Below are 26756 nucleotides of genomic sequence, written 5' to 3'. Positions count from 1 at the left end.
CGCCGACCGGCGTCAACCCGCCATCAGCAAACGTCATGGGTCAATCGTGCGGCGTGATGCCTGGGGGCGTCGAGCGGCGCGGGGCTCCAAGTATAGGGGGCCATTGTGGATGGTGCAGTTGGCGGGTTTTGGCCGTCATCAAGGTTTCGCGAAGGCTTTGCATAGTCGTTGCGCCGGAGAGAGGATCACAATTGGCTCCGGACTTTAGGCTTTTCACCCGTTCCTTTTCCGGAGACACCATGTCCGATCGTCAGAAGACCAGGGCGCGACCCAATCCGCGCCGCGCATTTGCAGAAACATACGGCGAAATTCTCTCACAAGGCATCGCGCGGCGCAGCGTGCTGAAGGGCCTGCTGGCCACCGCCGGCAGCCTGGCGGCCGGCGGACTTGTCCTGCCGCGCCCGGCGCTGGCTACGACCGAGACCACGACGCTGACATTTGCCGAGCTGGCCCGGGTGCGCGACAAGGACGATCACTGGCCGGAAGGCTATACCCGCCAGATCCTGCTGCGCTGGGGCGACGCGCTGTTTGCCGACAGCCCGGCCTTCGATCCGCTGACGCTGGACGGCAAGGCGGCCGAACGGCAGTTCGGCTACAACAACGATTTCACCCATTTCCTGCCGCTGCCTATGGGATCGACCAGCTCCGACAACGGGTTGATGCTGATCAGCCACGAATATGCGACGCCGTTCCTGATGTTTCCGGGGCTGTCCGACGAGGACTATCGCGACAAGCTCAGCGACAACCAGATCCGGGCGCTGATGGCCTCGGTGGGCCTCAGCATCGTCGAGGTGCGCAAGACCGGCGGGCAATGGGCGGTGGTCAAGGACAGCGCCTATAACCGCCGCATCCACATGAGCACGGAGATGGCGATTTCGGGGCCGGCGGCCGGCGATGACCGCTTGAAGACCAAGGCGGATCCGACCGGAAAGACGGTGTTCGGCACCATCTCCAACTGCAATGGCGGCATCACGCCCTGGGGCACGCTGCTGTCGGGCGAGGAAGGCTCGATGGACGTGTTTGCCGGTGACTACAAGAGCCTGCCCAACCAGGAGCTGGTCGAGCGCCAGGGCTGGGACGAGGAGGATAACGATATTTATGGGGCAGGGCGCGTTGAGCCGCGTTTGCGCTTCGAGGACGAGCCGAACGAATGGCTGCGCTTCGACTGGGTGGTCGAGATCGATCCGCTCGATCCGGCCTCCAAGCCGGTGAAGCGCACGGCGCTTGGCCGCATGACCCATGAAGGCGCGCAATGTTGCGTGGCGCCGGACGGTCGCGTCGTGGTGTTCATGGGCGACGACGACGATTTCGAATATCTCTACCGCTTCGTGACTCGCGATGCCTGGAACCCGAGCGACCGCGCCGCCAACCGCGACCTGCTCGACCACGGCACGCTGTCGGTGGCGAAATTCGGCAGCGACGGTTCGGTTGAATGGCTGCCGCTCACCGCCGGTGAAGGGCCGCTGACGGCGGAGGCCGGTTTCAAGACCCAGGCCGATGTGGTGCTCAACACGCGGGCGGCCGCCGACCTGATGGGCGCCACGCCGATGGATGCGCCGGAAGGCTTTATCGTGCATCCGAAGACCGGCAAGCTCTATGTGGCGATGACCGAGAACGAGGACCGCCTGCCGGCCGGCGAGGGCGATCAGGCCGAGCAGGTCAATGCCGCCAATCCGCGCGGTCCCAACCCGCACGGCCATCTCCTGGAACTGGTGCCGCCCGGTTCGCCCGACAAACCGGACTTTGCCGCCGAGCGCTTCGGCTGGGACGTCTTCATCCTGTGCGGCGATCCGGCCAAGCCGGAAGAGGGGGCGATGTATCATCCGGCCACCTCGGCGAACGGCTGGTTTACCGATCCGGATAATCTGTCGGTCGATCCGGCCGGACGGCTGTGGGTTGCCACCGATGGCCCGCCGCCGCAGGGCATTGCCGATGCGCTGTTCGTCATGGATACGGAAGGACCGGGCCGCGCCCTGCCGCGGCTGTTCTATGTGGCGCCGATCGGATCGGAATGCTGCTCGCCGACCTTTACGCCGGACGGGCAGACGGTGTTCATCTCGATCCAGCATCCCGGCGAGCTGCGCCTGGCCGATGACGAGGACGCGACGTCGATCGAAGATGCCGGGACGCTATGGCCGGATTTCGTGGCCGGCATGCCGGCCCGGCCGTCGCTGATCGTGCTCAGCCGCGACGACAATCGCATGGTCGGCAGCTGACGGAAAACACTCGTGAAAATGGCATTAGCGGTGGCTTTATCAAGCTTTAGACAAGTTTGAGATGCCAGTGATGTCCGTGTGTTGGCGGGTTGCCGTTAAGGGCAGTTTCGGTCCGTCAGCCATTTCGACCGGCGGCATGCCGCTTGAGGCCCCAATGTGCTGTCATAAGCCTGTTGGGGCCTTCCTTGATTGTGACGACCGGCTGGGCTGCACCGATGAACATCCGCGACGGTCACCGGACAAGACAAAACCGGCAGATCGAGGATCTGCCGGTTGAAAGTCATAGCGCTAGGTGCTGAAAAAGCCTTTGCCCTGGAGGCCTTGATGTCGTCATGACCGGGCGTCCTGGTTTGTCGCTGCCCAATGTCAGCGTTGTCATTCAGGCCGCAGTTTTATTGGCATCCGTCCGGCAATAAATTCCTTCCAGCGTCTGGAGGACCTTGATGACGGAATCCGAGGTGCTGGAATAGTAAATGGTCTGGGCGTCGCGGCGCGTCTTGACGAGCTTCTGGGCCCGCAGTTTCGACAGGTGCTGCGACAGCGCCGACTGGCTGAGGCCCACCTGCGAGGCAAGCACGCCGACCGGTACTTCGCCTTCGACGAGGCTGCACAGGATCATCAATCTCTTAGGGTTTGCCATGGCCGTGAGAAGACCGGCGGCAGAATTCGAATGCTCTGATAAGGCCTTGGTATTCATATCTCATTTTCCTTTTAAAGCGATCACCTTCCTTTACGGAAGGCGATCGTTGCAATCTTCGAAATACCCTGTTGCGAAAGAGTAGCAAGATGAGCACAATTGTATATGCCTAAAATTAAGGTACCGGATTTGCTGAATTAGCGAGCTCTAAAAACATGTCGCTTATTGTCGCAATGGGGGTCTTGAACTCGTAACGCAGCAGTAAATCACCGCTGGCGAGGTCAATTCCCGCCATATCCACGCCACAAAGCCGCCATTTTCCTGCTTTTGCCCCGCAATGGGTATAGGCCAGCCGCCCCGCCAGATCGGGAAACCGCACCCCTAATTCTTGCAGTAGGCCGCCCTCCTGCCCGGGGTAATCCTGAAGACCGCCGAGGCGAATCAGGAAGTCCGATCCGGGCAGATGATAGGCCTTGCCGAAGCCGCCGTTGAGGCTGGCCGACTGCGGCTCCAGCCGGAAGAAGCCGAAATCGGCAAAATCGATATAGAGTTTTGCCTTGGGGTGACGGGCGATGAAACGGTCGCGCAGCCGGGCATGGTCCGGACCGTCGCGGGCGATCCGGCTGCCGAGACAGTGCAGGGTGAGACGGGGATGGGCAAGCGGATCGCCCTTGGCGGGCTCGCCGGCCAAGAGCGAGACGCGGGCGTCCGCTTCAAGCGCCCTGGTATGGGCCGAGAGCGCCGAGACGAGGATGACGGGGGCGCCATCCCAATCGGTGCCGATCAGCACGCGGCTGACGCTGGGAAAGCCGGTCTCAGGATCGAGCACGGCGAGCGCCACGAAGCGCGCGCCGCGCAACAGGCGGCGGGCCAGCCCGCGCGCCTCGTCGTCGGTCTCGCGAATGACCGAGGGTTTGTCTGCCATGTCTGCCGTCCGATCCGTTTGCCGGCGCAATCGCCGGACCGGATCAAGCCGGCAGCTTGCGCCGATGCCTGGTCAGTCCGGAGATCACGTCCTGGGCGCTGATCGTGCCGATGATCGCTCCATTGTCAACCACGCCGATTGTCCCAGGCTGGCGCGCCAGCGCGTCGAGGATGTCGACCAGCGGCGTCTGGGCGCGCGCCGTGCCGGCGACGGCACCCTGACCGCCGGTTGTGGCCAGGCCCGGCAGCATGACGTCGGCGGCGGTCAGCATGTTGATCGGATTCATGTTCTGCACGAAATCCGCGACATACTGGTCGACCGGGTTGCGGACGATCTCCTGCGGTGTGCCGCACTGGATGATGCGGCCGCTTTCCATGATGGCGATGCGGTTGCCGATGCGGAAGGCCTCGTCGAGGTCATGGCTGACGAACAGGATGGTCTTCTTGAGGCGCGACTGGAATTCCAGCAATTCGTCCTGCAGGCGTGTGCGGATCAGCGGATCAAGCGCCGAGAACGGCTCGTCCATCAACAGGATCGGCGCGCCGGTGGCAAAGGCGCGGGCCAGGCCGACGCGCTGCTGCATGCCGCCCGAAAGCTCGTTGACCTTGCGGTTGGCCCATTGGGCGAGGTTGACCAGTTCCAGCTGTTCGGCCACCTGCTTCTTGCGCTCGGCCTCCGGCACGCCGGCAAGCTCCAGACCGAAGCCGACATTGTCGGCGACGGTGCGCCAGGGCAGCAGCCCGAACTGCTGGAAGACCATGGAGACGGCATGCATGCGCAGGTCGCGCAGCGCCTTGGGGCTGGCCCGGTAGGGATCGACCGTGCCGGCCCTGGTGACGACGCTGACATTGCCGCGCACCACCGGCGCCAGGCCATTGACGGCGCGCAGCAGGGTCGACTTGCCGGAGCCCGACAGGCCCATCAGCACGAGGATCTCGCCTTCCTTGACGGTGAGCGAGGCACCGGCGACGCCGAGCACCAGGCCGGTCTCGGCGCTGATCTGGTCACGGGTCTTGCCCTGGTCGAGCAGGGTGAGGGCCTTTTGCGGATGGTCGCCGAAGATGATGTCGACATTTCCAAAGATGACGGCGTCGCTCATGCGGTGTCTCCCTCGTCTGAACTGCGGAACATGCGGTCGAGGATGATCGCCAGGATGACGATGCACAGGCCCGCCTCGAAGCCCTTGGCGATGTTGACGGTGTTGAGCGCGCGCACGACCGGAACGCCAAGACCGCTGGCGCCGACGAGTGCTGCGATGACCACCATGGAGAGCGACAGCATGATCGTCTGGGTGAGGCCGGCCATGATCTGCGGCATGGCAAAGGGCAGTTCCACCTTGCGCAGCACCTGGGTCGGCGTGGCACCGAAGGCCTGGGCAGCCTCGACCAGCGACGGCGGGGTGGAGATGATGCCGAGCCGGGTCAGGCGGATGGGGGCGGGGATGGCGAAGATCACGGTGGCGATCAGGCCGGGCACCATGCCGAGGCCGAACAGGATGAGCGCCGGGATCAGGTAGACGAAGGTCGGAATGGTCTGCATCAGGTCGAGCACCGGCCGCATGATCGAATAGATCCAGGGGCGGCGGGCAGCGAGGATGCCGAGCGGAATGCCGATCAGCATGCTGACGGTGGTGGCCGCCAGAACCAGAGCCAGGGTTTCCGTCGTTTCCTTCCAGTAGCCCTGGTTGATGATCAGCAGCAGCCCGAGACAGGTGAAGAGGGCGGTGCCGATCGAGCGGTGCAGCCACCAGCCAAGGCCGACGGCAAAAGCCACGACGATCAGCGGATGCGGTGCCTGCAGCACGAACAGCAGGCCGTCGATGATGCGCGACAGAACGAAGGCGAGATAGTCGAAGAACCATTCGCCATTGGTGGTGAGCCAGTCCACGCAGGACTTTGCCCAGGAGCCGATCGGAATCCGGTTGTCTGTGAGCCAATTCACGGTGTTCGCACCCATTCGTGTTGAGAGCTTGAGATCGGCGATATGCCCAGTCCCAGCCGGCGCGCCGGGCAGGGGGACGGGGGCATATGGCTGGCGGTCCTGCGGTCCGCATCAATCGCGAGGGTCAGGCCGGAATGGCCATGCCGAAAGGGCCTTGCCGGGCGATCAGGCGGCGCAGGGATGGAAAAGGGCGGCAAAGCCGCCCTTCCGTGATCGCTCAGAGACCGAGTGCGGTCTTGACGGCGGGAAGTCCTTCCTTGCCGTCCTTGGTGGTGACGCCGGCGAGCCAGGGATCGATGGCCGCAGCATTGGCCTTCAGCCATTCGGTCGCTGCCTTTTCCGGATCCTCGCCATCGTTGAGGATCTTGCCCATGATCTCGTTTTCCATCGGCAGCGAGAACTTCAGGTTGGTCAAGAGCTTGCCGACATTCGGGCATTCGGCGACGTAGCCGGCGCGGGTGTTCGTGTAGACGGTGGCGCCGCCGAAATTCGGGCCGAAGGTCGAGTCGCCGCCGGTCAGGTAGGTCAGCTCGAAATTGGAGTTCATCGGGTGCGGCGCCCAGCCGAGGAAGACGACCGGCTTGCCGTCCTTTTCTGCGCGGGCGACCTGCGCCAGCATGCCCTGCTCGGAGGATTCGACCACTTCGAGGCCGCCCATGCCCATTTCGTTCTTTTCGATCAGGGTCATGACCAGACGGTTGCCGTCATTGCCCGGCTCGATGCCGTAGATCTTGCCGTCCAGCTCGTCCTTGTGCTTGGCGATATCGGAGAAATCCTTGATGCCGAGTTCGGCGCCCTTGGCATTGGTGGCGAGCGTGTACTTGGCGCCTTCCAGATTGACGCCGATCGAATCGACGGTCTTTTCCTCGAGATAGGGCTTCACATCCTTTTCCTGAGCCGGCATCCAGTTGCCGAGGAAGACGTCGATGTCCTTGTTCTTCAGGGACTGGTAGGTCACCGGAACGGACAGGACGGTAATGCTCGGCTCATAGCCGAGGCCCTTTAGGATGACGGCGGTGGTGGCTGTGGTCGCGGTGATATCGGTCCAGCCGACATCCGAGAAGCGCACGGCGGTACAGCTGTCGGGTTCCGCCGCGAAGGCCGGAACGGCACCGAGAGCGAAAGCCGAAACCGCGGATGCGAGCGCGAGGCGATGGAAAATTGATCTGTTCATGACAGGCTCCCTTTTTTTTTAAGTTCCCAAGTCAACAGTCTATACACAACAATTGCAAGCCTGCCCCGCGCGTTTGCGGCGCATTAGAGGGGTGCTTTGCGACGTGGCGCCTGCGGCACATGAAAATTTCAGGCGCTCCGCTCGTCTTGCGGCGCGGCATCACGTCCCGTGGCGGAGCCGGCGGAAAACGACTAGACTCAAACCTATCCGTGCTCCGCGTCCGCGAGGTTCGGCATCTTTGAGAGGAGATCTTCATGAAACTGACATCCGTGATCCTGGCCGCCGCCCTCATCCTGCCGGCCGGTGCCACGCTTGCCGACGGCGATGCCGTGGCCGGCGCCAAGGTGTTCAAAGTCTGTTCCGCCTGCCATACGGCAACGGAGGCCAAGAACAAGGTCGGTCCGAGCCTGATGGGCGTGGTCGGCCGGCCGGTCGCAACCGTCGAGGGGTTCAAATATTCCAAGGCGATGACCGAGTTCGGCGCCGATGGCAAGGTCTGGGACGAGGCACGCCTGACCGAATATCTTCCCAAGCCCAAGGACCTGGTGAAGGGCACGACGATGGCCTTTGCCGGGCTGAAGAAGCCGGAAGACGTCGCCAATGTCATCGCCTACCTGAAGGATCCGGCCGCGGTGAAATAAGCGGCCGCCTGACAAAGGCACGATCCGGCAGACACGATCTGCGGGCGCGGCGCGGGAGACAGTCTTCCGTTTCGCGCCCGTATGGCTGTGCCTCCTTGCAACCCGGGATGGCCTCTCCATATAAGTTTTCAGAATTCGGATGGCGCCGGACCGAGGACCGTTTTCAATAACGGGTTTTGCTATAAGGTTGCGCTTGCGATTTTTTCCCGGTTTTCCGGGATGGACTGACGACATTTCTTCAAGGAGACCATAACCATGGCCACGCTACAGTCCTTCGACAGCGAGATCGAGAAAACCCGGACCATCGTCAACGACATACGCGGCAAGATGGAGCAGTCGGGCACCGTGCTCGACCAGTTTGCCAAGGCCGATACCAAGCTCGGCGACGTCAATTTCGACATCGAGAATGCCCGCATCTCCGATGTCATCAACCAGCAGAAGGTGATGGAGGCGAATATCGCCGACCTGATCATCGGGCTGGAAGATGCCACCAATGTGTTCGGCTCGGAATTCGAAAGCATGAAGAGCTATTCGGGCTATGAAAAGTTCATCGGCATCTTTTCCAAGCAGAGCGCCCAGCGCATGCGCACCGAGCGGGTGCGCAACATGTCGCTGGCCGGCAACCTGCAGGAGCTGCTCGCCAAATCCGACAGCATTGTCGGCATCCTGAAGGATCAGCGCGCCGTTCTGGACGAGCGCTACAAGACCTCCGAGGCGAGCCTCATTCAGGTGATCGAGCGCCGCAAGGGCACGATCGCCAATCTGGAGCTGACCCAGAAGCGCATCGAGGAACTGAACCCGGCTCTGCTCGACATCGAGAACAGGATCGCTGCCTCCACCGACCAGTCGGCCCGCACGCAGCTGGAAGGCGAGCGTTCGAAAATGGCGACCGAGTACAATCAGGCGCAGGCGAAGGAACAGGAACTCTTGGCCGAAAGCCAGACGCTGGAGCGTTATACCTCGATGTTCCAGACTTTTGTCGACAGCCTCAACAACCAGATCGCCGCGCAGAACACGCTGATCAACAAGCTGACCATCGATACCGAGCAGCGCATCGTGCTGTACAAGGCCCTGGAAGATAGTTTGAAGACGGCGGCGCAGCAGGATGTCGCCCACAAGATCAATACGCTGGGCAGCCAGGTGGATACGGCGGCGGAAGAAACCATGGCCGGCATCGGCTCGGCGGCGCAGCGCCATATCGGCGACCTCTTGGAACTGCACGAGAAGAACATGCTGTCGACCGCCGACATCCAGCGCCGCAAGAAACTGGCCGACGAGGCCTTCGCGCGGCGCTTCAAGACCGTGATGGACAAGCACAATTCGGCCAATTACGTGAAGTCGTGATGGCGAGGTTTCTGCTCTCGGGTGTTGAGGGGCGGGGGTTACCCCCCTCTGCCCTGCCGGGCATCTCCCCCTCAAGGGGGGAGATCGACTCGTTGGCGCATTCTGCTCGTCTTCAGTCGTTGCGGAATTGTGCCGCTGAGGCTGGCGGTCGATCTCCCCCCTTGAGGGGGAGATGTCGGCGTAGCCGACAGAGGGGGGTATTCCCGCCCCAGCGCCCTGTCGGGGAGGCCCGGTCCCAATGAACGCCGCTGCGACCAATCTGGCCGTCAACCAGTATTTCTCCACCATGGCGGCAGCGCTTGGTGGGTTTGAGATCTATCTCAACAATCCCGACCTGGTGCTGCCGGGCTCGGGCACGGCGGGTGGGTTGCTGCTGCCTTATGTCCAGCGGCTGAAGAATTCCTTTGCCTGCTGGCAGAACCGCATCGGCTTTACCGAGCAGTTCCGCATTTCGCGCGCCGAAAGCGGCTTTCCGGTGTTCCAGAATGTGCTGGAGCTGGAAAATGACCGGGGGGCTTCCGAGACAAGACTGGCGGCCATTCCCGGCCCGCAGGCGCTGCGCCAGGACATGGTGGATTTCATCCTGCGGCAGAAGGCCTTTCCCGAGGCCCTGCAGAGCCGCATGGCGGAACGGCTCTATCTCGAGCAGATCGGCAAGGGCGATATCTTCTCACCCTTCGTGCTGCCGGAAACCGTGCGGGTCACCGTCAACGAGAAGACGCGGCGGCCCTATTACGTGGTGACCTGGGCGGCCTTTGACGGCACCAGCACGCTGCCGATGATCTATGTGGCGGGCCTTGAGGATTCGTCCGCCAATGTCGCAAAACTGCTGGTCGGCGACGACGGCAAGCTCAGCCCCGATGTCGATATTCCGCTGCCGGTCGGCGGGTTGCTGAACCCGGAGCTGGCGGCGCGGTTCGATGATTTCGCGGCCAAGAACAGCGGCTATTCGCTGACGCCGGCAACCATTGCCACCAATATGGACAAGGATTTTGCCGAGCTGCATCCCAAGCAGATCCGGCGGATCGTACTCGGGCCGTTCTATTCGGCCGGCATTACCGAGAACAATGCCAAGATCAACGAGATCCTGTCGCGGGTGCGCAAGCCCGACAATGCCTGGCTGTTCACCTGGACCGTGCAGGAGGTGTTTTCCAAGGCGGAACGGCCCGCGGTCAAGGGCTTTTTCTCCTCGACGCCGGCCACCCAGGAATTCCATATCGAAACCAATGACCTGGAAGCGGCCCGCATGGGCGTCTCGGCCTACGAGAAACACGCGCTGGTGCCGCATGACGCCTATCAGGCGCTCTATGCCTCGGGTGAGGCGGCGGCGATCTTCGGCAACTACAAGGTCCATGTGATTTCGGGCAATAACGTGGTCAGCGAGGTCTAGGGGATGAACGGACTCAATGCCGGTCTGACGACCATTCATGAAGACGAGATCGCCAAACACTTGAGCGTCGCGCAGGGGCTGGTGACGCGGCTGATCGTGCTCGACCACGGCGATGGGGCCGGCGGCACGGCGATCGCCGGCACCGGGCGGCGCTTTGTCTCGACGGTGTCGACGGGTGCTGTGAAGCGGACGCGGGAGGTGGAACTCGCCAAGACCATCCAGGCAGTCCGGGCTGCCGATCCTTTGCTGTCGCCGCTGCAGCACAGCGTGCTTTACCGGGCGCGGCGCGGCCTGCAGGTGGCGCTGGCGATCGGCGAGGTCTTTGCCCGGCAGACGGATCTGGAGCAATTGCAGGCCCGCAACCTGTCGGCGCCGCTGCAAGGGGCAGACGCCGAGCGCTTCAAGGGGCTGCTGTCGGCGTCCGCCTATGTGGCGGCTTTTGCCTTTGCGGCCTTCCTGCTGTCGACCCTGTCGGGGGAGAGCGAGCCCGCCAATGATGCGAAGGAACCGGATTTCCTGTTCGACACGCCGCAGGATGCACTGAAAAGCCTGGTGGCCGGGCTCGACCTGGCGCTTGCCGGTTCGCCCGACGATGTCAGCCTTGTTGCCCGGGCGCGGGCCTTTGCGCGGGTGGCGATCGACGGGCTGTTGGCGCGCAAGGCGCGGTTTGCCGGTCTTGCCGCCTTCGAGGCGACCCATATCCGCATCGACCAGGACGATTTCACCCTCGACGGTTTCGACGTGGCGCCGGGGGAGAAGCGTAAACCCCTGTCGATGAGCTTCAAGAAGCCGGAAGAGATCATCGGCAACCATATTGCCAAGTATCAGGGCATGAAGCTCGCCAAGATGCTGATGGCCTATGATTTCGATCGGCAGATGAACCCGTTCGTCGAACTCGGCGGCTTCCTGTTCACCTTCATCGGTGACGGCATGCCGGGCACCGGCAAGACGATCCTGATCCAGATGATCGCCGGCCTCTTGAACGATTACTGCCAGGTGGCGGGGTATGCCTTCCACTACGAGAATTTCGGCGTCGACCAGATTTCCTCCTACCAGGGCAAATCCGGCCAGAATGCCAAGGCCTTCGTCAACAATGTCATCAATCCGCGTGCCATCGGCTTCGGCACGATCGATGACGTCGACCAGGTGGCCGCCAAACGCTCCGACGACCGGGCATCGGCCGGCCAGCACGAGGTGACGGCGGTGCTGATGGAGAGCTTTGCCGGCGCCTCGACGGTGATCCGCGGCAATTGCACCTTCGGCATGTTTTCCAACTATCCGGAAAATGTCGACGATGCGCTGCGCCAGAGGGCGGGGGCGCGCTGGCTGGTCGACGGGCCGCAGACGGAAGAGGACTATATCGACATCCTGGCGCTGTTGATCGGCAAGAACCACGCGATCCCGCTGGGCGAGCACACGCTCTACGCCAACCAGGAGATCAAGCGGGCGGTGGCCGGCTCCTACGAGCAGCATTCGCTGCCGCGGGAAGAGGGGCTCACGGCGGTCTGGGAGCGGTTCGAAAAGACCAAAGGCCGGATCGAGACCCTGGCCGATATCGGCGCCTATCTGCACGAGATCAAGCTTGCCGAGCCGCGCTTCACCGGCCGGGCGATCAAGAACATCACCGATGCGATCAAGATGCGGGCGATGGATGTCGATCTGCCGGACGAATGGTTTTCGACACCGGAGGTGTTCCTGCACAAGGGCTATGACGAGAAGAAGGCGATGATTACCGAGCTGCGCGGCCCGATCACCATGGAAATGGTGCTGCAGGAGGTGAACCGCTACGCCGACAGCGAATTCCGCTATTCTGACAAGTCGGACGATGCGGCGGTGACGGAGATTATTCGGCGGGAACGGCAGCGCGAACGGGCGATCCGCCAGATCGAGGCGATGAAGCGGGAGGGGACGTGGTGATGGGTATTCGCTGAGGGCGAATATTTGTTGTGGCGAGCGAGCGGGAGGTGTAAAGTTCATGAAGACCATCACCTACAGCAAGAAAGCAAATATGGTCTTGGTGCGGATGCCCGCAAACGAGGCCCGCCGCATTCGCGGCAAGATAGAGCAATATGCTGCCGACCCGAGTTCGCAAGCCAATAACGTTCGCAAGTTGCAAGGGATGGACTATTACCCGCTTCGAGTCGGGGACTGGCGGGTGATCTTCCGGGAGGATGGTGTGATTATCGATGTCGTGAGAATTGCGCCTCGTGGCCAAGCCTATGAAGGACTTTAGCAATGGGTGCTGCAACGCTGTTCAAGACGCCGAATGGCGAGGAGATGATTGTCCTCAGCCGCGAGGACTATGATGCTCTTTTGAAGCAGGCCGAACGGGCCGAAGATCTGGAAGATGTTCTAGCCATCAACGAATTCGAGACGCGCCTTGCGGCAGGCGAGGAGGAACTTATTCCCGCCGAATTCGTCAACCGGATGATCGACGGCGAAAATCCAGTCCGGGTGTGGCGGGATTTTCGGGGAGTTTCGGGCAAAGATCTGGCCGCTAGCGCTGGCATCAGCGCAGCCTATCTCTCGGAGATCGAGACCGGCAAGAAGGAAGGCAGTCTGTCCGCCTTCAAGGCGATCGCCAAGGCGCTGCGGCTTGATCTTGATGATCTCGTGTGGGACCGCGACGAGACGCCTGCCAATGATGAGTAATCAACAGGAAGCCGCATTAACAGCATGAACCGTCTCCTGGAAGCCGAACTGATCTACGGCCGGCTGTTGCCGGTCGAGGAACCGCATCTGATTGCGCGCTACAACAAGGCGCTCGCGGGCTTCGGGCTGCAGCCGACGGCGCTGACCGCGTTTGACATCGACATGACCGGCTTTTCGCCGCAGATTGCCGACGAATTGGGCGACCGCGACTATCTCGATCCGAACCGGGTCAACCGCCGCTTCGTCATCATGACGCCGGAGCAGGTCAATCTGCCGGTGGTCCATACCAGCTTTTCCAACACCGCCGGGCTGATGCACGAATTCTTCGAGGCCAATGCGCGCTCGATCAATGCGGTGACCATCAAGGATGCGATCTATGGCGAGATCGAGGATTCGGTGGCGACGGTCGAAAGCCTCGAGGATCTCTTGTCGATCAACGAGGTGCGGTTCCGGGTTCTGTCGGCCGAGGACCTGCTCGGCAAGGCGGCCGAGCTGCGGCAATTGGCCGACCGGCTGCAGAGCGATCCGGATGCCTGGCGCGACGATGTCCTTTTGAACCGTATGGTGGACCTGGCCAAGCTGACCGGCGACATCCGCCAGAACGTGCTGGTGCCCGACAAGCTGGTGTTTCGCCACGATGCCTTCTGGGCCAATCATTTCGGCGGGGTCTATGTCTTTGTCGACGAGAAGGTGACGACGGTGATCTGCGATCCGACGGCCCCTGGCTTCCGGCGCTCGCGGCCCTGGCAGGTCAGCTATATCTCGATCAAGGATCCCGCGCAGATCTTCGATTTCCTGGCGCGCACCGGGCGGATCGAACTGCCGCGGGCCGGCTGGGTCGAGGCCTCGGGTCTCTTGCGGCTCCGGGCCGAGATGGTGATGCTGAGCCTCGTCAACCAGGCCGATCCGGCAGCCGATCTTGCCAAGGCCGATGCGGTCTGGCTGCAGACCTGGGCGCATCGCAATGGCGAGCTGATCGCCCGCGACGGCGCCTATGGCTTCCTGCAGGAAATGATCCGCATGCTGGCATCGACCGGCAATATCAAGATGAGCGAGGTGCCGGCCGAGCGGCGCTTCCTGCTGATCCGGGCACTGCCCGACCACCCCGACCAATGGCTGACCAACCGGCTGATTTCGCAGATGGTTCCGGCCGATTTCGTGTCGCGCTTCATCTTCGACAAGCAGGGTTTCTATGCGGCCTATGAGCGCTATAGCGAAAGTTTCCGGGAATTCGTTGTAACGCGGCTGACAACCACATATCTGAAGGACAAGAAGGCCTTTCGCGGGCGCTTCTACGGTATAGGAGACGACGACCATGCTTGACCCGATCATCGCGTTTTTTCAGCGCGTCTTCAGTGCCATAGGGCGTGGCGTCGGTCTGGTGGTCGCCTGGCTGCTGTGGCCGTTCATGGCGGCGCATGGCTGGTATGCCGACCGCAGCTGGATCATCAAGGGGCCGATCATCCTGATCCTGCTCGTCCTCGTGGCGGCCTATGGCCAGTTCATCTGGCGCACCCAGGCCTGGCACGATTTCAACCCGGAATTCGCGCAGGCCTACAAATTCAACGAGCGCAAGGTGGCGGCCGGACAGCCGATCGCCGAAAAGCCCGGCACCTGCCAGAATTCGGCCATCGTCACCACCGTTGCCGATCTGACCGATACCGATGTCAACCAGAATGCCTGGATCTCCTCGACGCTGCTCTACAAGCTGGGTCTGTTCGGGGTCGATTGGGACAATACGCCGTTCTTCGACAACAAGGCGTCGTTCCAGCGCGGCGTCAACCAGGTGGCGCGCCGGGTGGCCATCGAGCTTGCCGACAATCTCGGCCGCGTGCGCGGCACATCCGGCATCAACAACGACCTGCAGGATGCCCGCGGCAATATCCAGTTCGACGAAGGCACCTGGTATTTCGGCACCGATCCGTTCGGCTTCAAGACGCCGACGCCGAGCTATTATCGCTCGGCCGTCGAGAGCTGGCGCAAGTTCAATTCGTCGCTCGAGACCTGCAACGCAATTTTCGACGCACGGGCCGACAACCTGGTTCAGCTGGTCGACCGGACCGCGAGCGATCTCGGCAATACGTCCGATATCCTGCGCCGCCGCTCCGAGGATTTCAACGCCGGCTGGTTCGACACCCGGGCCGATGACCGGTTCTGGTTCGCCTACGGCCAGCTCTACGCGCAATATGCGATTTTCCAGGCAGCCCGCGCCGACTTTATCGACGTGATCCGCGATCGCAACCTGACGGCGATCTGGACCGAAACGGAAAAGCAGCTGCAGGCGGCCCTGAAGATTCAGCCGGCGATCATTTCCAATGGCCGCGAAGACGGCTGGATCATGCCGACGCATCTGGCCACCATGGGCTTCTACATCCTGCGGGTGCGCTCCAACATGGTCGAGCTGCGCTCCGTTCTCGACCGCTGATCAGATAGCGCGGTCGGCCGCCATTGCGCGACGGCGATGGCGGCGGGCGCCTATTCCTCGCCGTCGGAAAAGGCGGCGGTGCGCAGCCGTTCGAAGAATTCGTAGGTGATGCCGACGATTTCGCCGGCGCCGCTTGCCTTGGCGCGGAACTTGCCGACGGTGCGCACAAACTTGTACTGGTCGTCGGCGTTCAGGGCGCGGTAGATGTTGTGGTAGCTCTGCTTCTCCGCGCAGGTTCGCTCGAAGCTCTCCATCAGCATCGGCATGTCGTCGGGGTGAATGCGCGAGCGGAACTCGACCATGTTGAGCGGTCCGTCGGTGATCCCCATCCCGAAAATGCGAAACACGTCCGGCGTGGCGAAGAAGTGGCCGGTGTCGAGGTCGATGCGATAAAAGCCATAGAGACGAAAGGCCTGCGCCAGCTCAACGACTTCGCTTTCCGTCATGCCGACCTGGTGGCAATCCTGAAATTGCTTGTGGTCCAGTTGATCGAAACGAATTGGCATGGCCCCCCCCATGGGTTTTGCGGGGCTGAGCCTGTCATTGAAGCATGACCGATTAGTTTATTAGCTTCAGCCTTATCGCCTTAGCTACCAACTGTGTCCGGTTTACGCAATCTAACTTTTTGATGGCATTGGTCATGTAGGCGTTCACGGTATGATCAGAGAGCGACAGGATCTGGCCGATCTCGATCGACGTCTTGCCCTGGGCGGTCCAGCGCAGCACTTCCAGTTCGCGCGCCGAGAGCACATTGGGATTGGCCAGTTCGGTGCGGCGCATCCGGTCGAAATTGTCGAAGGCATGCAGGGCAATCATGCCCAGTTCGTTGCTTTCTGCCTGGCAGAAAGGCGCCCGCTTGCCATCGAAGCGCATGAAGAAGCGATGGCCATCCACCGAATTCATCGGGATCAGAGCGCCCATCAGCAGGCCGAAGCGGCGCATCAGGGCGTGCATTTTCGGCGGCCAGTCGAAATCGCTGGCGGTGTTGTCGGGGTCGAGATCCCAGAACTGCGGCAGGATCGTATCCTGCAGGCGCGGCAGCACGGGACAGGCACGCAAGAGCTGGTTGCGGTCGAATTCGCGGACGAATTGCACGGGAATCGTGCTTTCCAGCACCAAAGGCGCCAGCAGGGTGTCGTTCGGGCCCGGCGCCGCAAAGATGGTGACATGGTCCAGATCGAACTCGCGCAGGACCTTGCCCATGACATGCATGAACTGGGCCCGCGTCTCGGCAGACGAAAGTTCGCCGCTCAGCAGCGATTGGCGTTCCGCGATGATCATGAACCGCTATTCTGAAGGTTGGGCGAAAGTGGATATGTTACCGTTAACAAATATACCAAGCCTTATGAATTACCAGCATTTTCGGGTCCGGTTTAGCAGTTTTTACAGGTCTGACAATGTGTCACATTTTATAGTGGTATATCAGACGTTTACAGAACGGTTTTTCAGACCGGCAGCAGCGAGGCTGCCTTGATTTCTTCCATGACGGCATAGGTATGGGTCTCTCGGACCCCCGGCAGCGGGAGAATCACTTCCGACAGGAACTGCCGATAGGCTTCCATGCCGGCGACGCGGGCCTTGACCAGATAATCGAAACCGCCGGCCACCATGTGGCACTCCATGACGTCGTCGCTGCGCTTGACGGCGGCGGCGAAGGCATCGAAGACATCCGGCGTGGTGCGGTCAAGCTTGACCTCGACGAAGACAAGCAGGCTGCGGCCGAGCTTTTCCGGCGACAGGATGGCCATGTAGCCGGTGATATAACCCTCGCGGGTCAGCCGTTTGACCCGCTCGGCGGTGGCGGTCGGCGACAGGCTGACCCGTTCGGCGAGTTCGATATTGCTGAGGCGGCCCTCTTGCTGCAGCGCCCTGAGGATCTTCTTGTCGAGTCTGTCGAGCGTCTTCATGGAGGCCTCCGGGTGGGTGTTCCGAGGGTGTCGCGGTCGGTTTGCCGTCTGCCGCCGGTCGGGCTCAGGCATGTCAGGTCTTGTCGGTCGGTTTGGGCTTTGCCATCAGTCGCTCGAGGAAGCCGAGCATGACTGCGGAAACGACGAAGGCCAGATGGATGATGGTGAACCACATCAGCTGGCCGTCGGTATACTGGCTGGCGTTGAGGAAGATCTGCAGCAGATGAATGGACGAGATGGCGACGATCGAGGAGGCGACCTTGATCTTCAGGCTGCCGGCATCGAGCTTGCCGAGGAAGGAGACCTCGTCGTCGGCCTCGTCGAAGCGGCTGACGAAGTTTTCATAGCCGGAGATCATCACCATGACGATCAGGCTGGCGACCAGGGCAGCGTCGATCAGGCCGAGCATGGCGAGGATCATCTCCGATTCGCCATAGGTGAACACGTTGCCGGCGACCTTCAGGAATTTGTAGACAAAGGAGACGGCATAGACGGCCAGCGCCGCGACCAGGCCGAGATAGAAGACCACGAGGATCCAGCGGCTCGACAGGATGATCCTTTCGACAAGCAGTTCCAGCGATTTCATGGGCGGTCTCTCCAACAGTCCGGGGGCATGGCAAGGGGTTTTGATAAGCTGTCCGTTTTACATGCGCAAGGCTGCACAACACGACGGCGCATTGCGCCCAGCAAAAGCCCGTGGCATTTGATAGGCTGGACCTTCCGTGTTGAGCACGACCTGTGGTCCACGGGTTTACAGGGTCCGGCAGGGGACCGAGAACGATAAGAAAAGGGCAGGGGGTTTCATGACGGGTATCGGCTCAGATATCGAAATCGCGCGCAAGGCCATCAAGAAGCCGATCTTCGAGATTGGCGCGACACTGGGCATCCCACCCGAGCAGCTGGTGCCCTACGGCCATGACAAGGCGAAGATCTCGGCAGAGTTCATCGCCGCGCAGAAGGGCCGGCCGGATGGCAGACTGATCCTGGTGACGGCGATCAACCCGACGCCGGCCGGCGAGGGCAAGACGACGACGACGGTCGGGCTTGGCGACGGGCTGAACCGCATCGGCAAACGCGCCGTGGTGTGCATCCGCGAGGCGTCGCTTGGCCCCTGTTTCGGCGTCAAGGGCGGGGCGGCCGGCGGCGGTTATGCGCAGGTGGTGCCGATGGAAGACATGAACCTGCATTTCACCGGCGATTTCCACGCCATCACCTCGGCCCATAACCTGCTGGCCGCCCTGATCGACAACCATATCTACTGGGGCAACGAGCAAAATATCGACATCCGCCGCATCGCCTGGCGGCGGGTGATGGACATGAACGACCGGGCGCTGCGCGATATCGTCTGTTCGCTCGGCGGCGTCGCCAATGGGTTTCCGCGCGAGACCGGCTTCGACATCACCGTTGCCTCGGAGGTCATGGCGATTCTTTGCCTGGCCAGCGATCTGAAAGACCTGGAGGCGCGGCTCGGCAACATCATCATCGGCTATCGGCGCGACAAGACGCCGGTGTTTGCCCGCGACATCAAGGCCGACGGGGCGATGACGGTGCTCTTGAAGGATGCCATGCAGCCGAACCTGGTGCAGACGCTGGAAAACAATCCGGCCTTGGTGCATGGCGGGCCGTTTGCCAATATCGCCCATGGCTGCAATTCGGTGATCGCCACCACGACGGCATTGAAGCTTGCCGATTATGTGGTGACCGAGGCGGGGTTCGGGGCCGATCTCGGGGCGGAAAAATTCTTCGACATCAAATGCCGCAAGGCGGGGCTCATGCCCAATGCGGCGGTGATCGTCGCGACCGTCAGGGCCCTGAAGATGAATGGCGGCATCAAGAAGGAGGAGTTGGGCGTCGAGAATGTCGGCGCGGTGGAGGCGGGCTGCGCCAATCTCGGGCGGCATATCGAAAATGTCCACAAGTTCGGCGTGCCGGTGGTGGTGGCGATCAACCATTTCGTCTCGGACACCGATGCGGAGGTCGCCGCGGTCAAGGCCTATTGCGTGGCGCATGGGGCTGAGGCGATTCTCTGCCGGCACTGGGCGCAAGGCTCGGCCGGCATCGAGGAGCTGGCCCACAAGGTGGTGGAGATCGCCGAGGCCGGTCGTGCGCATTTCGCGCCGCTCTATTCCGACGGTCTGTCCCTGCTGGGCAAGATCGAGACCGTGGCCAAGGAGATCTACCGGGCCGGCGAGGTGACGGCCGACAAGGCGGTGCGCGACCAGCTGCGCAGCTTTGAGGAGCAGGGCTACGGCCATCTGCCGGTCTGCATGGCCAAGACGCAATATTCGTTTTCGACCGATCCCAGCGTGCGCGGCGCGCCGGTCGGCCATATTGTGCATGTGCGCGAGGTCCGGCTTTCGGCCGGCGCCGGTTTCGTCGTGGCGATCACCGGCGAGATCATGACCATGCCGGGCCTGCCGAAATCGCCATCGTCGGAGCGGATTTTCCTCAACGACCAGGGCTATATCGAAGGGCTGTTCTGAGGCGGGGCACGGTCGTGTCGCTTGCCTGGAAATCCTCCACATCGGCCCTTGCATAAACATGATTGCGATTATCATGTTTTTAATCTTGACATAAAAAATCATGTTTAATAGGTGTCAGAAACAAGGCAGGCATTCGCCTGGCCTTTCATCACTTTAGGGGCGCTTGCCAAGGGCTGCTTCGCAAGGTTTGCGAGGCTGCGCCTTTTCATGCGCGCGCCCTCAAGAAAGGATTTCTGATGCTGCGTCGGCGCTTTCGTCCTCTCCTTCTCACCTGCACGGCTCTTGCCTGCGCTCCGGCCCTCTCTCCAGCCCTGGCGCAGGATGCCTCCTCCGGCCAGACGGCCGGGGCATCCGCCGAGACGCAGACGGTGCTGCCGACCATTCTCGTCAAGGGAAAACGGGTCGTGAAGGGCTCTGTAGCCGATACGCCGCTGGCCACGCAGACCACGGCCGAGGAGATCGCCAAAAAGGAGATCGACGATCTGGACGATCTCGGCAACACGACCGAGCCCGGCGTCAGCTTCGTCGAGGCCACCAAGAGCGTCAACATTCGCGGATTGGAGGACGACCGCGTGCTGACGACGATCGACGGCATCCCGATCCCCTATCTGTCGGATGCGGTGCGCGATTCCTACGGTGGCGCCAACAGCTATGATTTCGCCTCGATCTCGACCATCGACATCCTGCGCGGCGCGGATTCCAGCCGCGCCGGTTCAGGGGCGCTCGGCGGCGCGGTGCTGCTGCGCACGCTGGAGCCGGAGGACCTGATCGGTGAGGGCCGCGATTGGGGCGGGCTGGCCCGCACCGGTTACGACAGTTCCGACAATTCCTATGGCGGCTCAGTTGCGGTGGCCAAGAAGATCGACAACACCTCGATGCTGTTCCAGGGCTCCTACAAGAAGGGCCAGGAGACGGAGACCGGCGGCGACGTCGGCGGCTATGGCGCGACGCGCACGGAGGCCGATCCGATGGACTACAATCGCCGCAACCTGCTCATGAAGTTTCGCCACGAGCTGGAAGGTGGCCACACGATCGGCATGACGGCCGAACATTACGACTACAATTCCTGGACCAACCTCAAGAGCGAGCAGGGCTCGAGCTATGCCCAGGATCAGTATGACCGGATTGCCGACACGACGCGCAACCGCGTGTCGCTCGACTACCGCTACGAGGCGATTGCCGAGGACAGCCTGATCGACAGCGCGTTCGCCACGCTCTATTGGCAGCGCACCGAGCGCGAGGAGGGCACCAATGGCTATCGCACCACCGCGCCAATTGGCGACTACTCCCGCATCAGCACCAATGAGGAAAAGGCGATCGGCTTTTCCGGATATGTGAATTCCGATTTCAGCACCGGCATGCTGCACCACCAGCTGACGGCGGGCGGCGACGCGTCCTTCTTCACCACCTCGCAATATCAGGTGGGCGACGACAGCTGCGACGAAAACTATGTGGCGTCCTGCATGTTCTACCACAATAACCAGGCCGACATGCCCGATACCGACGGGGTTCGCCTCGGCGCCTATGTCGAGGACCGCATCGCCATCGGCAGCAGCGCCTTCTCGCTGACCCCCGGCGTGCGCTTCGATTGGTACGACTACAGCCCGCAGCAGACCGCCGGCTACGAGAACAATAGCGGCTATGCCGGGTTGCCGGACGGCCAGAGCGACATGGCGATTTCGCCAAAGCTTCGGGCCGGCTGGCAGGCAACGCCCGATATCGAGCTGTTTGCGCAGTTCTCGACCGGCTTCAAGGCGCCGAACGTGTCGCAGCTCTACAGCAATTACGACAATGCGCCGCTCTATCGCCAGATCGGCAATCCGGATCTCGAGGCCGAGACCAGCTATGGTTTCGAGGCCGGCGCCAATCTCGGCGACGAGGATTTCGGTGGCCGCATCACCGCCTTTACCACCCGCTACAAGAATTTCATCGATACCGAAACGACGGCAGAGGCGGGCTATGCCTATGGCTCGATCGAGTATTTCAACCGCGAGCGAGTGCGGATTTCCGGCATAGAGCTGCGCGGCAACAAGAATTTTGCCAATGGCTTCAACGTCCATGCCACGATGAGCTATGCGCGCGGCACCGATCTCGACACCGACGAGGTGCTGGCCAGCGTGCCGCCGCTGAAAGCCATCGTCGGCGTCGGCTATGCCACCAATATCTGGGGCACGGATTTAAGCCTCGTGGCGTCTTCGGCCGTCGACGAGGATTCGACCGCAACCATCAAGCCGGCCGGCTACGGCATCGTCAACCTGACGGGCTGGTGGGAGCCGGAACAGGCCAAGGGCCTGCGCATCCAGGCGGGGGTCTACAACCTGTTCGACAAGGTCTATTACGACGCGCTCGAGGTCAAGGACGCCTCGACCAGCACCCACGACCTAGCCTATTATTCCGAAGCCGGACGGACCTTCAAGATCTCGCTGACGCAGAAGTTCTAAAGGGCGGTCCCAGTCTTGATGCCTTCCCGCACCCCGCGGGGAGGCATCGGCTTTCCGCCTGTCTCGTGATGCTATAAGGTTGCATGCTATTGGAGCGGCGCATGAACAGGATGGATACACTGACGGCGAAGAGACGGGAGGCGCGGCACGAGCAAGCCTCGGCAGCCGTTGCCGGCATTCTGCACGCCGCTGAAAGCTGCGGGATTCCCCTCACTGTCATCGGCTCACTGGCGAGAGGCGATTTCCGCTCCCATTCGGATGTCGATTTTCTTGTCCGCGGCCCAGCCGATAACAAGCGCCGTCGGCTGGTCGAACGCCTGGTGGCAGACGGCATGCGTGCCTCCGCAATTCCCTATGACCTGATTTTCGAGGATGACCTGACCGAAGATCGTCTTCAGGAGTTCCTGCATGACATCGTTATGAAATGTTGAAATGCGCGGGCGTTTTTGACCAGGTAGCTGGCGGTAAACACTTCGGGGTGACGAGCGGTTGGCTCCATATATCAGACCTGGAATTAAAGGAACAAAGTAGCCCACATTTAGCGGCCTTTTTGGTTTGAAGGGCCGAATCCATCTGCTCTCCGCCGCTCAATCACGGGGTCATGTGGCCAAACAGTAATGGTGCACTCGCTCCGGTAAGTCCGGCCGAGATCGGAAATAATTTCAATGTCGCAAGCGACCTTGGCTGGGGCAATGATGGATACCTTGATGGTCGCATTTGCGAGCCACACTTGCGGCATCGAATTTGCTTCCATCAGTCGCTGAACCGCACCCCGATAATACTCCTGTGACGCAGCGATGACGCGACTGTCAGGAGTCTCTGTCGTGTCCGTGAGCTTGAGCTGCGCTTGTTTTTCGCCGAGACATTCGAGGAGCGCAACGTACTGGCCCAAAGACCAATAGCCATCGTGATCATTGTACCGGCTAACAAATGTTCCGAGAATATCGTGGCAAATCCCTTTGAACTGTTTTCTTCTGGACATCTGCAATCTAACTCTCTTGCCGCCAAGCAGAGGATATAGGAGCACGTCCCGAAAGCAACGGCTCTGACTTTATGACGTCTCGACAACGTTACCGAATATGAGTGGCAGCCCTCAAATCCAATTATTTGTCCATGGAAAATCTCGATCAGAGACCTGTAGGCAAGACAATGTGGGGCCGGACCAGCGGTTACTCTATGGCGAGCGCTGCGACTGGAGAGACGGAGACGATTTTGACTACACCTCCCCCTTGAGGGGGGAGGTCGCGCGGAACGCGCGGGTGGGGGTGACCCTTTGCGGGTTGCGGGCGTAGCCGGTCACCCCACCCCGGAGCTCTGCTCCGACCCTCCCCCTCAAGGGGAGGGTGGGGGGCGCGGCACGCTCTCAATCCATCACAGTGCTTGCATTCAAGGCCGTCGCAGAGCTTCAGGACGATGTCGGACTGTAAAACAGCCTCTCCGGTCTGTTCCGTTAATACCCTAGCCATTCTGGTCACAGCCTCACCGGCAAAACCGGTAGCCGCCTTTTCGTGCCAGCACGTCGAGATGCATGTGGTCCTGGTGGGCGGCGTCGCTGCCGGGGGAGAGCACGGTGGAGAAGCTGAGGCAGGCGGTGGCGTTAAGGCTGCGCTGGAAGGCGGCGTCCATGCTGGAATCCTCTTGCGCGACAATCGCCATCGGCATGTCGCCTTTCTCGAAGCGCAGCGAGCCGATGTCGATGGCATTGCCGCGGGCATGTTCCGAAATCTTGCCGGTTTCGGCGCTGTTGCGCTTGCGGCAGATATAGGTCGAGGCCTGGTTGAAGGCGGTCAGTTTGCCCTGGTCGGGCAGAGCCAATTCGGCGGCCGGGATGACGACGGTCTTCAGCCATTCGGCCAGATGCAGGGCGGTTTCGCAGCGCATGGTGCCTTCCGGGGCAAGGTCGACGCCGGGCAGGATCTTTGTCACGCTGATCGGCTTGTCGATACCGCAGCCATTGCCGTCGTCGATGCGCGGCAATGGCGTGAAGGCGGCACCGATGGCGGTCAGCGCCTGGCTGCATTGCTCGAAGGCGGACGCATCCTCCGGTTCAACCAGATCGACCGGTTCCGGCGGGCGCGGCGGGCCCCGGGCTTCGCGCGGCTTGTCGGCCTCGGCTTTGCCGGCCTCTGCTTTGCCTGGCTCGGCTTGGTCAGGCTTGGCACCGGGCACGGGGGCATCCGGCACGGGGGGGTCCGGCTTTGCATCGTCCGGGCCTGGCGTCTCGGGCTGTTGGTCGGCGGGCGCCGTTGTCTCCGGCACCGGCGGTTTCGGCTCCGGTGTCGCAACGGTTGCTTCCGGCGGCACGACAATCGGCGCGGTCGTTTCAGGATCGGTGTCCGGCTTCGGCTCGGGCTTTGCCTGTTCTGCGGGGGTCGAGTCTTCGGGTTTGGCCTCGGGAACGGGGCCCTTCTCGGGCAATTTGGCGGCGGTCAGGACGGTCAGGCAGAGCAGGGCTGCGGCGAGGCGACGATACATGCATCCGTCCTTTGGTGCGTTGGTGACGGAACACAAACGCTTTCGAACGGATTAGGTTGCCTCTGCCAAAGGACGGAGGAGTTCCTCGAAATGGGAGATTTCGCAGACCCGCTTCGGGGCCTTGTGGTGATCGGCGCGGCAAAGGAGCGACGGTGTGACGGCGGCATGCGCGGGGAATTGCCGCACCTGACGACCGGCAGGCTCCCGGCAGATCGATAGGCCGTCCAGGCGCCCTCTAAGCGGCTTCGGCAAGGCGCTGGTCGGCAGCGCGATTGCGTTTGCTGAAGACGAATTGACCAACCAGTGCCACCATCTCGGCCACTTCGTCGGTCAGCGAATGGGTGGCGGCTGCGGTTTCCTGGACCATGCCGGCATTCTGCTGGGTCAGCTGGTCCATCTGATTGATCGCCCTGGTGATTTCCGACAGTCCGCTGGACTGGTCCTGCGCGGCCTGGGTGATGGCCTCGATATCCTCGGCGATGCGATTCATCCCCTCTTCAATGTGCTGCAGGGCAAGACCCGTATCGTTGACAAGCCCGACGCCGGCATTGACCTCCTGATCGGACCGTTCGATCAGCGCATTGATTTCCTTGGCGGCGCTGGCAGAGCGTTGCGCCAGTTCGCGCACTTCCTGGGCTACCACCGCGAAGCCTTTGCCGGCATCCCCGGCGCGGGCTGCCTCGACGCCGGCGTTGAGGGCGAGAAGATTGGTCTGGAAGGCGATCTGGTCGATGACCCCGGTGATATTGGCAATGCTGGCCGATGCGGCTTCGATGCGATGCATGGCATTGACGGCGTCCTGCACCACCTTGGTCGATTTTGCGACATTGCTTCTGACAAGCCGGGTTTTTTCCCGCGTGTTGGCGGTGCGGGACGTGGAGGCGTTGATATTGGTGGTCACGTCCTGCAGTGCTGCGGCGGTCTGTTCCAGAGCGGCTGCCTGCTGCTCGGTGCGCTTGGAAAGCTGGTCTGACGAGGCCTGCAGGGCACCGGCATTCGATTCGATGCCGCGGGCCTTGTCGAGCACCTTCGACATGGTTTCCTGAAAGACGGCGAGAGATCGGTTGAAATCGCCTCTGAGACGCTCGAATTCCGGCAGGAAAGGGTCATCCAAGGTGATGTGGATATTGAATTTCGACAATCGGTCCAGGCCGCCACCCAATTGATCGATCACCGTTTGCAGATTGCGGGCCTGGGTCTCCTGCTCCTCCAGACGGGCGGCCTGCTCGGCCTGCAGGCGTTGATCGCGCTGGCGGGCGTCCTGTTCGAGCGCCCGTTTGTCGATGCCGGCCTGGCGGAAGACCGCGACCGAGGCTGCCATTGTGCCGATCTCGTCGCCGCGACCGGTATAGGGGACAGGCGTCTCCAGGTCGCCGCCGGCCAGGCAGGTCATGTAATTGCCGATGCCAACCAGCGGTGAAAGGGCGCGGCGCCGCAGGCCGTAAAGTCCAGCAAACAGGATGGCAAAGGCGGTCGCCGAGACCGAGAAGGCGCTGTTGCGCAAGAATTGCGCACGCTCCGCAGCGCTGGATTCGGCCTTCTGCAGAAATTCGACCGACATCTTGACCAGGATGCCGATCTTGGCCTGCTGATCGTGGTAGACGCTGCTCAGCCGCTTCAGGCTGTCGCCCATGGTGACGGTGTTGCCGGCTGCGGCCGCCGGCAGGAAGACGGTCTCGATCTCCACAAAGAATTGATCCGTGACCGGTTCCAGCGTGACGTGCATGAATTGGGAAATTTCGGGACTGAGTTCGGTTGTGACCCAGTACAGCTTGCGATCCTGACAGTCCTTCTTCAGCTTCAGAATTCTTGCGCCGATCTCGTCAACCTTTGTCGGGTTTGCCATCAGCTCGGTGGCCAACAGAAATGCCTCCATGGTCGAAAGCGGCGGCGGCAGGATATCTGCGACGAGATCCTTGGAATTGACGATCCTGATATAATCCGGGCTCTGGATCTTCAGCGTTTCCAGCGAATAGACCAGGATTCCGATGGCGGCGCCAAAGCCCAGCAGCAAGAGGAGCCCAAAGCCGAACAGGCTGCGCGATATAGTCATTTTCATCCGGTCTATCCCCTTGCTCCGCGCTTCGGCCAAGGCTCGACGATAA

General features: G+C 61.7%; 24 protein-coding genes. 12 read left to right on the top strand and 12 right to left on the bottom strand.

From position 1 onward, the window contains the following. Window positions 1-239 precede the first annotated feature (239 nt). Window positions 240-2216 carry a PhoX family protein gene (locus tag HGO38_RS06075; protein ID WP_250955047.1) on the top strand — a complete coding sequence of 659 codons (1977 nt, stop codon included), beginning with the start codon at window positions 240-242 and terminating at the stop codon, window positions 2214-2216. Between the two features lie 379 nt (window positions 2217-2595). Here HGO38_RS06075 and HGO38_RS06070 read toward each other — a convergent pair whose 3' ends face one another. The 5 genes from HGO38_RS06070 to HGO38_RS06050 all read right to left on the bottom strand — a co-directional run bounded on the left by HGO38_RS06070 (window position 2596) and on the right by HGO38_RS06050 (window position 6893). Next, window positions 2596-2913: an ArsR/SmtB family transcription factor gene (locus tag HGO38_RS06070; protein WP_250955046.1), complete on the bottom strand. Its 318-nt coding sequence runs from the start codon at window positions 2911-2913 to the stop codon at window positions 2596-2598. 115 nt (window positions 2914-3028) lie between these two features. After that, window positions 3029-3778, bottom strand: coding sequence for a HugZ family pyridoxamine 5'-phosphate oxidase (locus HGO38_RS06065; protein ID WP_250955045.1), 750 nt, complete (start codon window positions 3776-3778; stop codon window positions 3029-3031). A 43-nt stretch (window positions 3779-3821) separates the two neighbouring features. Further along, window positions 3822-4877 (bottom strand): choline ABC transporter ATP-binding protein, encoded by a 1056-nt coding sequence (gene choV / locus HGO38_RS06060; protein ID WP_250955044.1) that lies wholly within the window; start codon window positions 4875-4877, stop codon window positions 3822-3824. Next, window positions 4874-5719 carry a choline ABC transporter permease subunit gene (gene choW / locus HGO38_RS06055; protein WP_250955043.1) on the bottom strand — a complete coding sequence of 282 codons (846 nt, stop codon included), beginning with the start codon at window positions 5717-5719 and terminating at the stop codon, window positions 4874-4876. The genes choV and choW overlap by 4 nt, the downstream gene beginning before the upstream one ends. Window positions 5720-5936: 217 nt before the next feature. After that, on the bottom strand, window positions 5937-6893 hold the full coding sequence (locus tag HGO38_RS06050) for a choline ABC transporter substrate-binding protein (RefSeq protein WP_250955042.1): 957 nt from the start codon (window positions 6891-6893) through the stop codon (window positions 5937-5939). Window positions 6894-7147: 254 nt separating this feature from the next. On the opposite strand from HGO38_RS06050, the gene HGO38_RS06045 reads away from it, so the two are divergent. The 8 genes from HGO38_RS06045 to HGO38_RS06010 all read left to right on the top strand — a co-directional run bounded on the left by HGO38_RS06045 (window position 7148) and on the right by HGO38_RS06010 (window position 15345). Further along, window positions 7148-7534 (top strand): c-type cytochrome, encoded by a 387-nt coding sequence (locus tag HGO38_RS06045; RefSeq protein ID WP_250955041.1) that lies wholly within the window; start codon window positions 7148-7150, stop codon window positions 7532-7534. Between the two features lie 255 nt (window positions 7535-7789). Continuing rightward, on the top strand, window positions 7790-8878 hold the full coding sequence (locus tag HGO38_RS06040) for a hypothetical protein (RefSeq protein WP_250955040.1): 1089 nt from the start codon (window positions 7790-7792) through the stop codon (window positions 8876-8878). A gap of 238 nt (window positions 8879-9116) precedes the next feature. Beyond that, complete coding sequence (locus HGO38_RS06035; RefSeq protein ID WP_250955039.1) at window positions 9117-10268, top strand: hypothetical protein; 1152 nt, start codon at window positions 9117-9119, stop codon at window positions 10266-10268. Between the two features lie 3 nt (window positions 10269-10271). Beyond that, window positions 10272-12185, top strand: coding sequence for an AAA family ATPase (locus HGO38_RS06030; protein WP_250955038.1), 1914 nt, complete (start codon window positions 10272-10274; stop codon window positions 12183-12185). A 58-nt stretch (window positions 12186-12243) separates the two neighbouring features. After that, window positions 12244-12501, top strand: coding sequence for a type II toxin-antitoxin system RelE family toxin (locus HGO38_RS06025; protein WP_250955037.1), 258 nt, complete (start codon window positions 12244-12246; stop codon window positions 12499-12501). A gap of 2 nt (window positions 12502-12503) precedes the next feature. Further along, window positions 12504-12920 carry a helix-turn-helix domain-containing protein gene (locus HGO38_RS06020; protein WP_250955036.1) on the top strand — a complete coding sequence of 139 codons (417 nt, stop codon included), beginning with the start codon at window positions 12504-12506 and terminating at the stop codon, window positions 12918-12920. Between the two features lie 24 nt (window positions 12921-12944). Further along, entirely contained in the window at window positions 12945-14243 is a 1299-nt protein-coding gene (locus HGO38_RS06015) for a DUF6638 family protein (RefSeq protein ID WP_250955035.1), read from the top strand. Beyond that, window positions 14236-15345, top strand: coding sequence for a DUF2333 family protein (locus HGO38_RS06010; RefSeq protein WP_250955034.1), 1110 nt, complete (start codon window positions 14236-14238; stop codon window positions 15343-15345). Before HGO38_RS06015 ends, HGO38_RS06010 begins: the two co-directional genes overlap by 8 nt. A gap of 50 nt (window positions 15346-15395) precedes the next feature. Here HGO38_RS06010 and HGO38_RS06005 read toward each other — a convergent pair whose 3' ends face one another. The 4 genes from HGO38_RS06005 to HGO38_RS05990 form a co-directional block, all read right to left on the bottom strand. After that, window positions 15396-15851, bottom strand: a complete 456-nt coding sequence (locus HGO38_RS06005; protein ID WP_250955033.1) for a PAS domain-containing protein — start codon at window positions 15849-15851, stop codon at window positions 15396-15398. A gap of 52 nt (window positions 15852-15903) precedes the next feature. Further along, complete coding sequence (locus HGO38_RS06000) at window positions 15904-16626, bottom strand: helix-turn-helix transcriptional regulator (protein ID WP_250955032.1); 723 nt, start codon at window positions 16624-16626, stop codon at window positions 15904-15906. Window positions 16627-16790: 164 nt separating this feature from the next. After that, window positions 16791-17252: an Lrp/AsnC ligand binding domain-containing protein gene (locus HGO38_RS05995; RefSeq protein ID WP_250955031.1), complete on the bottom strand. Its 462-nt coding sequence runs from the start codon at window positions 17250-17252 to the stop codon at window positions 16791-16793. 73 nt (window positions 17253-17325) lie between these two features. Further along, on the bottom strand, window positions 17326-17838 hold the full coding sequence (locus HGO38_RS05990) for a TIGR00645 family protein (protein WP_250955030.1): 513 nt from the start codon (window positions 17836-17838) through the stop codon (window positions 17326-17328). A 217-nt stretch (window positions 17839-18055) separates the two neighbouring features. Between HGO38_RS05990 and HGO38_RS05985 the strand changes: the two genes are divergently transcribed. From HGO38_RS05985 to HGO38_RS05975, 3 genes are all read left to right on the top strand, one after another. After that, window positions 18056-19735, top strand: coding sequence for a formate--tetrahydrofolate ligase (locus HGO38_RS05985; RefSeq protein WP_250955029.1), 1680 nt, complete (start codon window positions 18056-18058; stop codon window positions 19733-19735). Between the two features lie 236 nt (window positions 19736-19971). Next, window positions 19972-22176 (top strand): TonB-dependent hemoglobin/transferrin/lactoferrin family receptor, encoded by a 2205-nt coding sequence (locus tag HGO38_RS05980; RefSeq protein ID WP_250955028.1) that lies wholly within the window; start codon window positions 19972-19974, stop codon window positions 22174-22176. Between the two features lie 101 nt (window positions 22177-22277). After that, on the top strand, window positions 22278-22607 hold the full coding sequence (locus HGO38_RS05975) for a nucleotidyltransferase domain-containing protein (protein WP_250955027.1): 330 nt from the start codon (window positions 22278-22280) through the stop codon (window positions 22605-22607). A 107-nt stretch (window positions 22608-22714) separates the two neighbouring features. Here the strand turns inward: HGO38_RS05975 and HGO38_RS05970 are convergent, their stop codons facing one another. The 3 genes from HGO38_RS05970 to HGO38_RS05960 all read right to left on the bottom strand — a co-directional run bounded on the left by HGO38_RS05970 (window position 22715) and on the right by HGO38_RS05960 (window position 26710). After that, entirely contained in the window at window positions 22715-23164 is a 450-nt protein-coding gene (locus HGO38_RS05970; RefSeq protein ID WP_250955026.1) for a hypothetical protein, read from the bottom strand. Window positions 23165-23655: 491 nt separating this feature from the next. Then, the gene (locus HGO38_RS05965) at window positions 23656-24651 is read right to left on the bottom strand and encodes an extensin family protein (protein ID WP_250955025.1); all 996 of its coding nucleotides are present in this window, start codon (window positions 24649-24651) and stop codon (window positions 23656-23658) included. 235 nt (window positions 24652-24886) lie between these two features. Then, on the bottom strand, window positions 24887-26710 hold the full coding sequence (locus HGO38_RS05960; protein ID WP_250955024.1) for a methyl-accepting chemotaxis protein: 1824 nt from the start codon (window positions 26708-26710) through the stop codon (window positions 24887-24889). Window positions 26711-26756: the final 46 nt, after the last annotated feature.

Origin of the sequence: Rhizobium sp. CG5, assembly GCF_023701945.1 — a bacterium.
Classification (GTDB): Bacteria; Pseudomonadota; Alphaproteobacteria; order Rhizobiales; family Rhizobiaceae; genus Allorhizobium.
This window is presented reverse-complemented; position numbering and strand designations above follow the sequence as displayed.

Coding starts and splice junctions, on each gene's coding strand:
- HGO38_RS06065 (WP_250955045.1), bottom strand. CDS start 3,778: ATGGCAGACAAACCCTCGGTCATTCGCGAGACCGACGACGAGGCGCGC.
- HGO38_RS06045 (WP_250955041.1), top strand. CDS start 7,148: ATGAAACTGACATCCGTGATCCTGGCCGCCGCCCTCATCCTGCCGGCC.
- HGO38_RS06030 (WP_250955038.1), top strand. CDS start 10,272: ATGAACGGACTCAATGCCGGTCTGACGACCATTCATGAAGACGAGATC.
- HGO38_RS06015 (WP_250955035.1), top strand. CDS start 12,945: ATGAACCGTCTCCTGGAAGCCGAACTGATCTACGGCCGGCTGTTGCCG.
- choV (WP_250955044.1), bottom strand. CDS start 4,877: ATGAGCGACGCCGTCATCTTTGGAAATGTCGACATCATCTTCGGCGAC.
- HGO38_RS06025 (WP_250955037.1), top strand. CDS start 12,244: ATGAAGACCATCACCTACAGCAAGAAAGCAAATATGGTCTTGGTGCGG.
- HGO38_RS06050 (WP_250955042.1), bottom strand. CDS start 6,893: ATGAACAGATCAATTTTCCATCGCCTCGCGCTCGCATCCGCGGTTTCG.
- HGO38_RS05995 (WP_250955031.1), bottom strand. CDS start 17,252: ATGAAGACGCTCGACAGACTCGACAAGAAGATCCTCAGGGCGCTGCAG.
- HGO38_RS05985 (WP_250955029.1), top strand. CDS start 18,056: ATGACGGGTATCGGCTCAGATATCGAAATCGCGCGCAAGGCCATCAAG.
- HGO38_RS06005 (WP_250955033.1), bottom strand. CDS start 15,851: ATGCCAATTCGTTTCGATCAACTGGACCACAAGCAATTTCAGGATTGC.
- HGO38_RS06035 (WP_250955039.1), top strand. CDS start 9,117: ATGAACGCCGCTGCGACCAATCTGGCCGTCAACCAGTATTTCTCCACC.
- HGO38_RS05960 (WP_250955024.1), bottom strand. CDS start 26,710: ATGAAAATGACTATATCGCGCAGCCTGTTCGGCTTTGGGCTCCTCTTG.
- HGO38_RS06010 (WP_250955034.1), top strand. CDS start 14,236: ATGCTTGACCCGATCATCGCGTTTTTTCAGCGCGTCTTCAGTGCCATA.
- HGO38_RS06040 (WP_250955040.1), top strand. CDS start 7,790: ATGGCCACGCTACAGTCCTTCGACAGCGAGATCGAGAAAACCCGGACC.
- HGO38_RS06070 (WP_250955046.1), bottom strand. CDS start 2,913: ATGAATACCAAGGCCTTATCAGAGCATTCGAATTCTGCCGCCGGTCTT.
- HGO38_RS05990 (WP_250955030.1), bottom strand. CDS start 17,838: ATGAAATCGCTGGAACTGCTTGTCGAAAGGATCATCCTGTCGAGCCGC.
- HGO38_RS06020 (WP_250955036.1), top strand. CDS start 12,504: ATGGGTGCTGCAACGCTGTTCAAGACGCCGAATGGCGAGGAGATGATT.
- HGO38_RS05975 (WP_250955027.1), top strand. CDS start 22,278: ATGAACAGGATGGATACACTGACGGCGAAGAGACGGGAGGCGCGGCAC.
- HGO38_RS06075 (WP_250955047.1), top strand. CDS start 240: ATGTCCGATCGTCAGAAGACCAGGGCGCGACCCAATCCGCGCCGCGCA.
- HGO38_RS05980 (WP_250955028.1), top strand. CDS start 19,972: ATGCTGCGTCGGCGCTTTCGTCCTCTCCTTCTCACCTGCACGGCTCTT.
- HGO38_RS05965 (WP_250955025.1), bottom strand. CDS start 24,651: ATGTATCGTCGCCTCGCCGCAGCCCTGCTCTGCCTGACCGTCCTGACC.
- HGO38_RS06000 (WP_250955032.1), bottom strand. CDS start 16,626: ATGATCATCGCGGAACGCCAATCGCTGCTGAGCGGCGAACTTTCGTCT.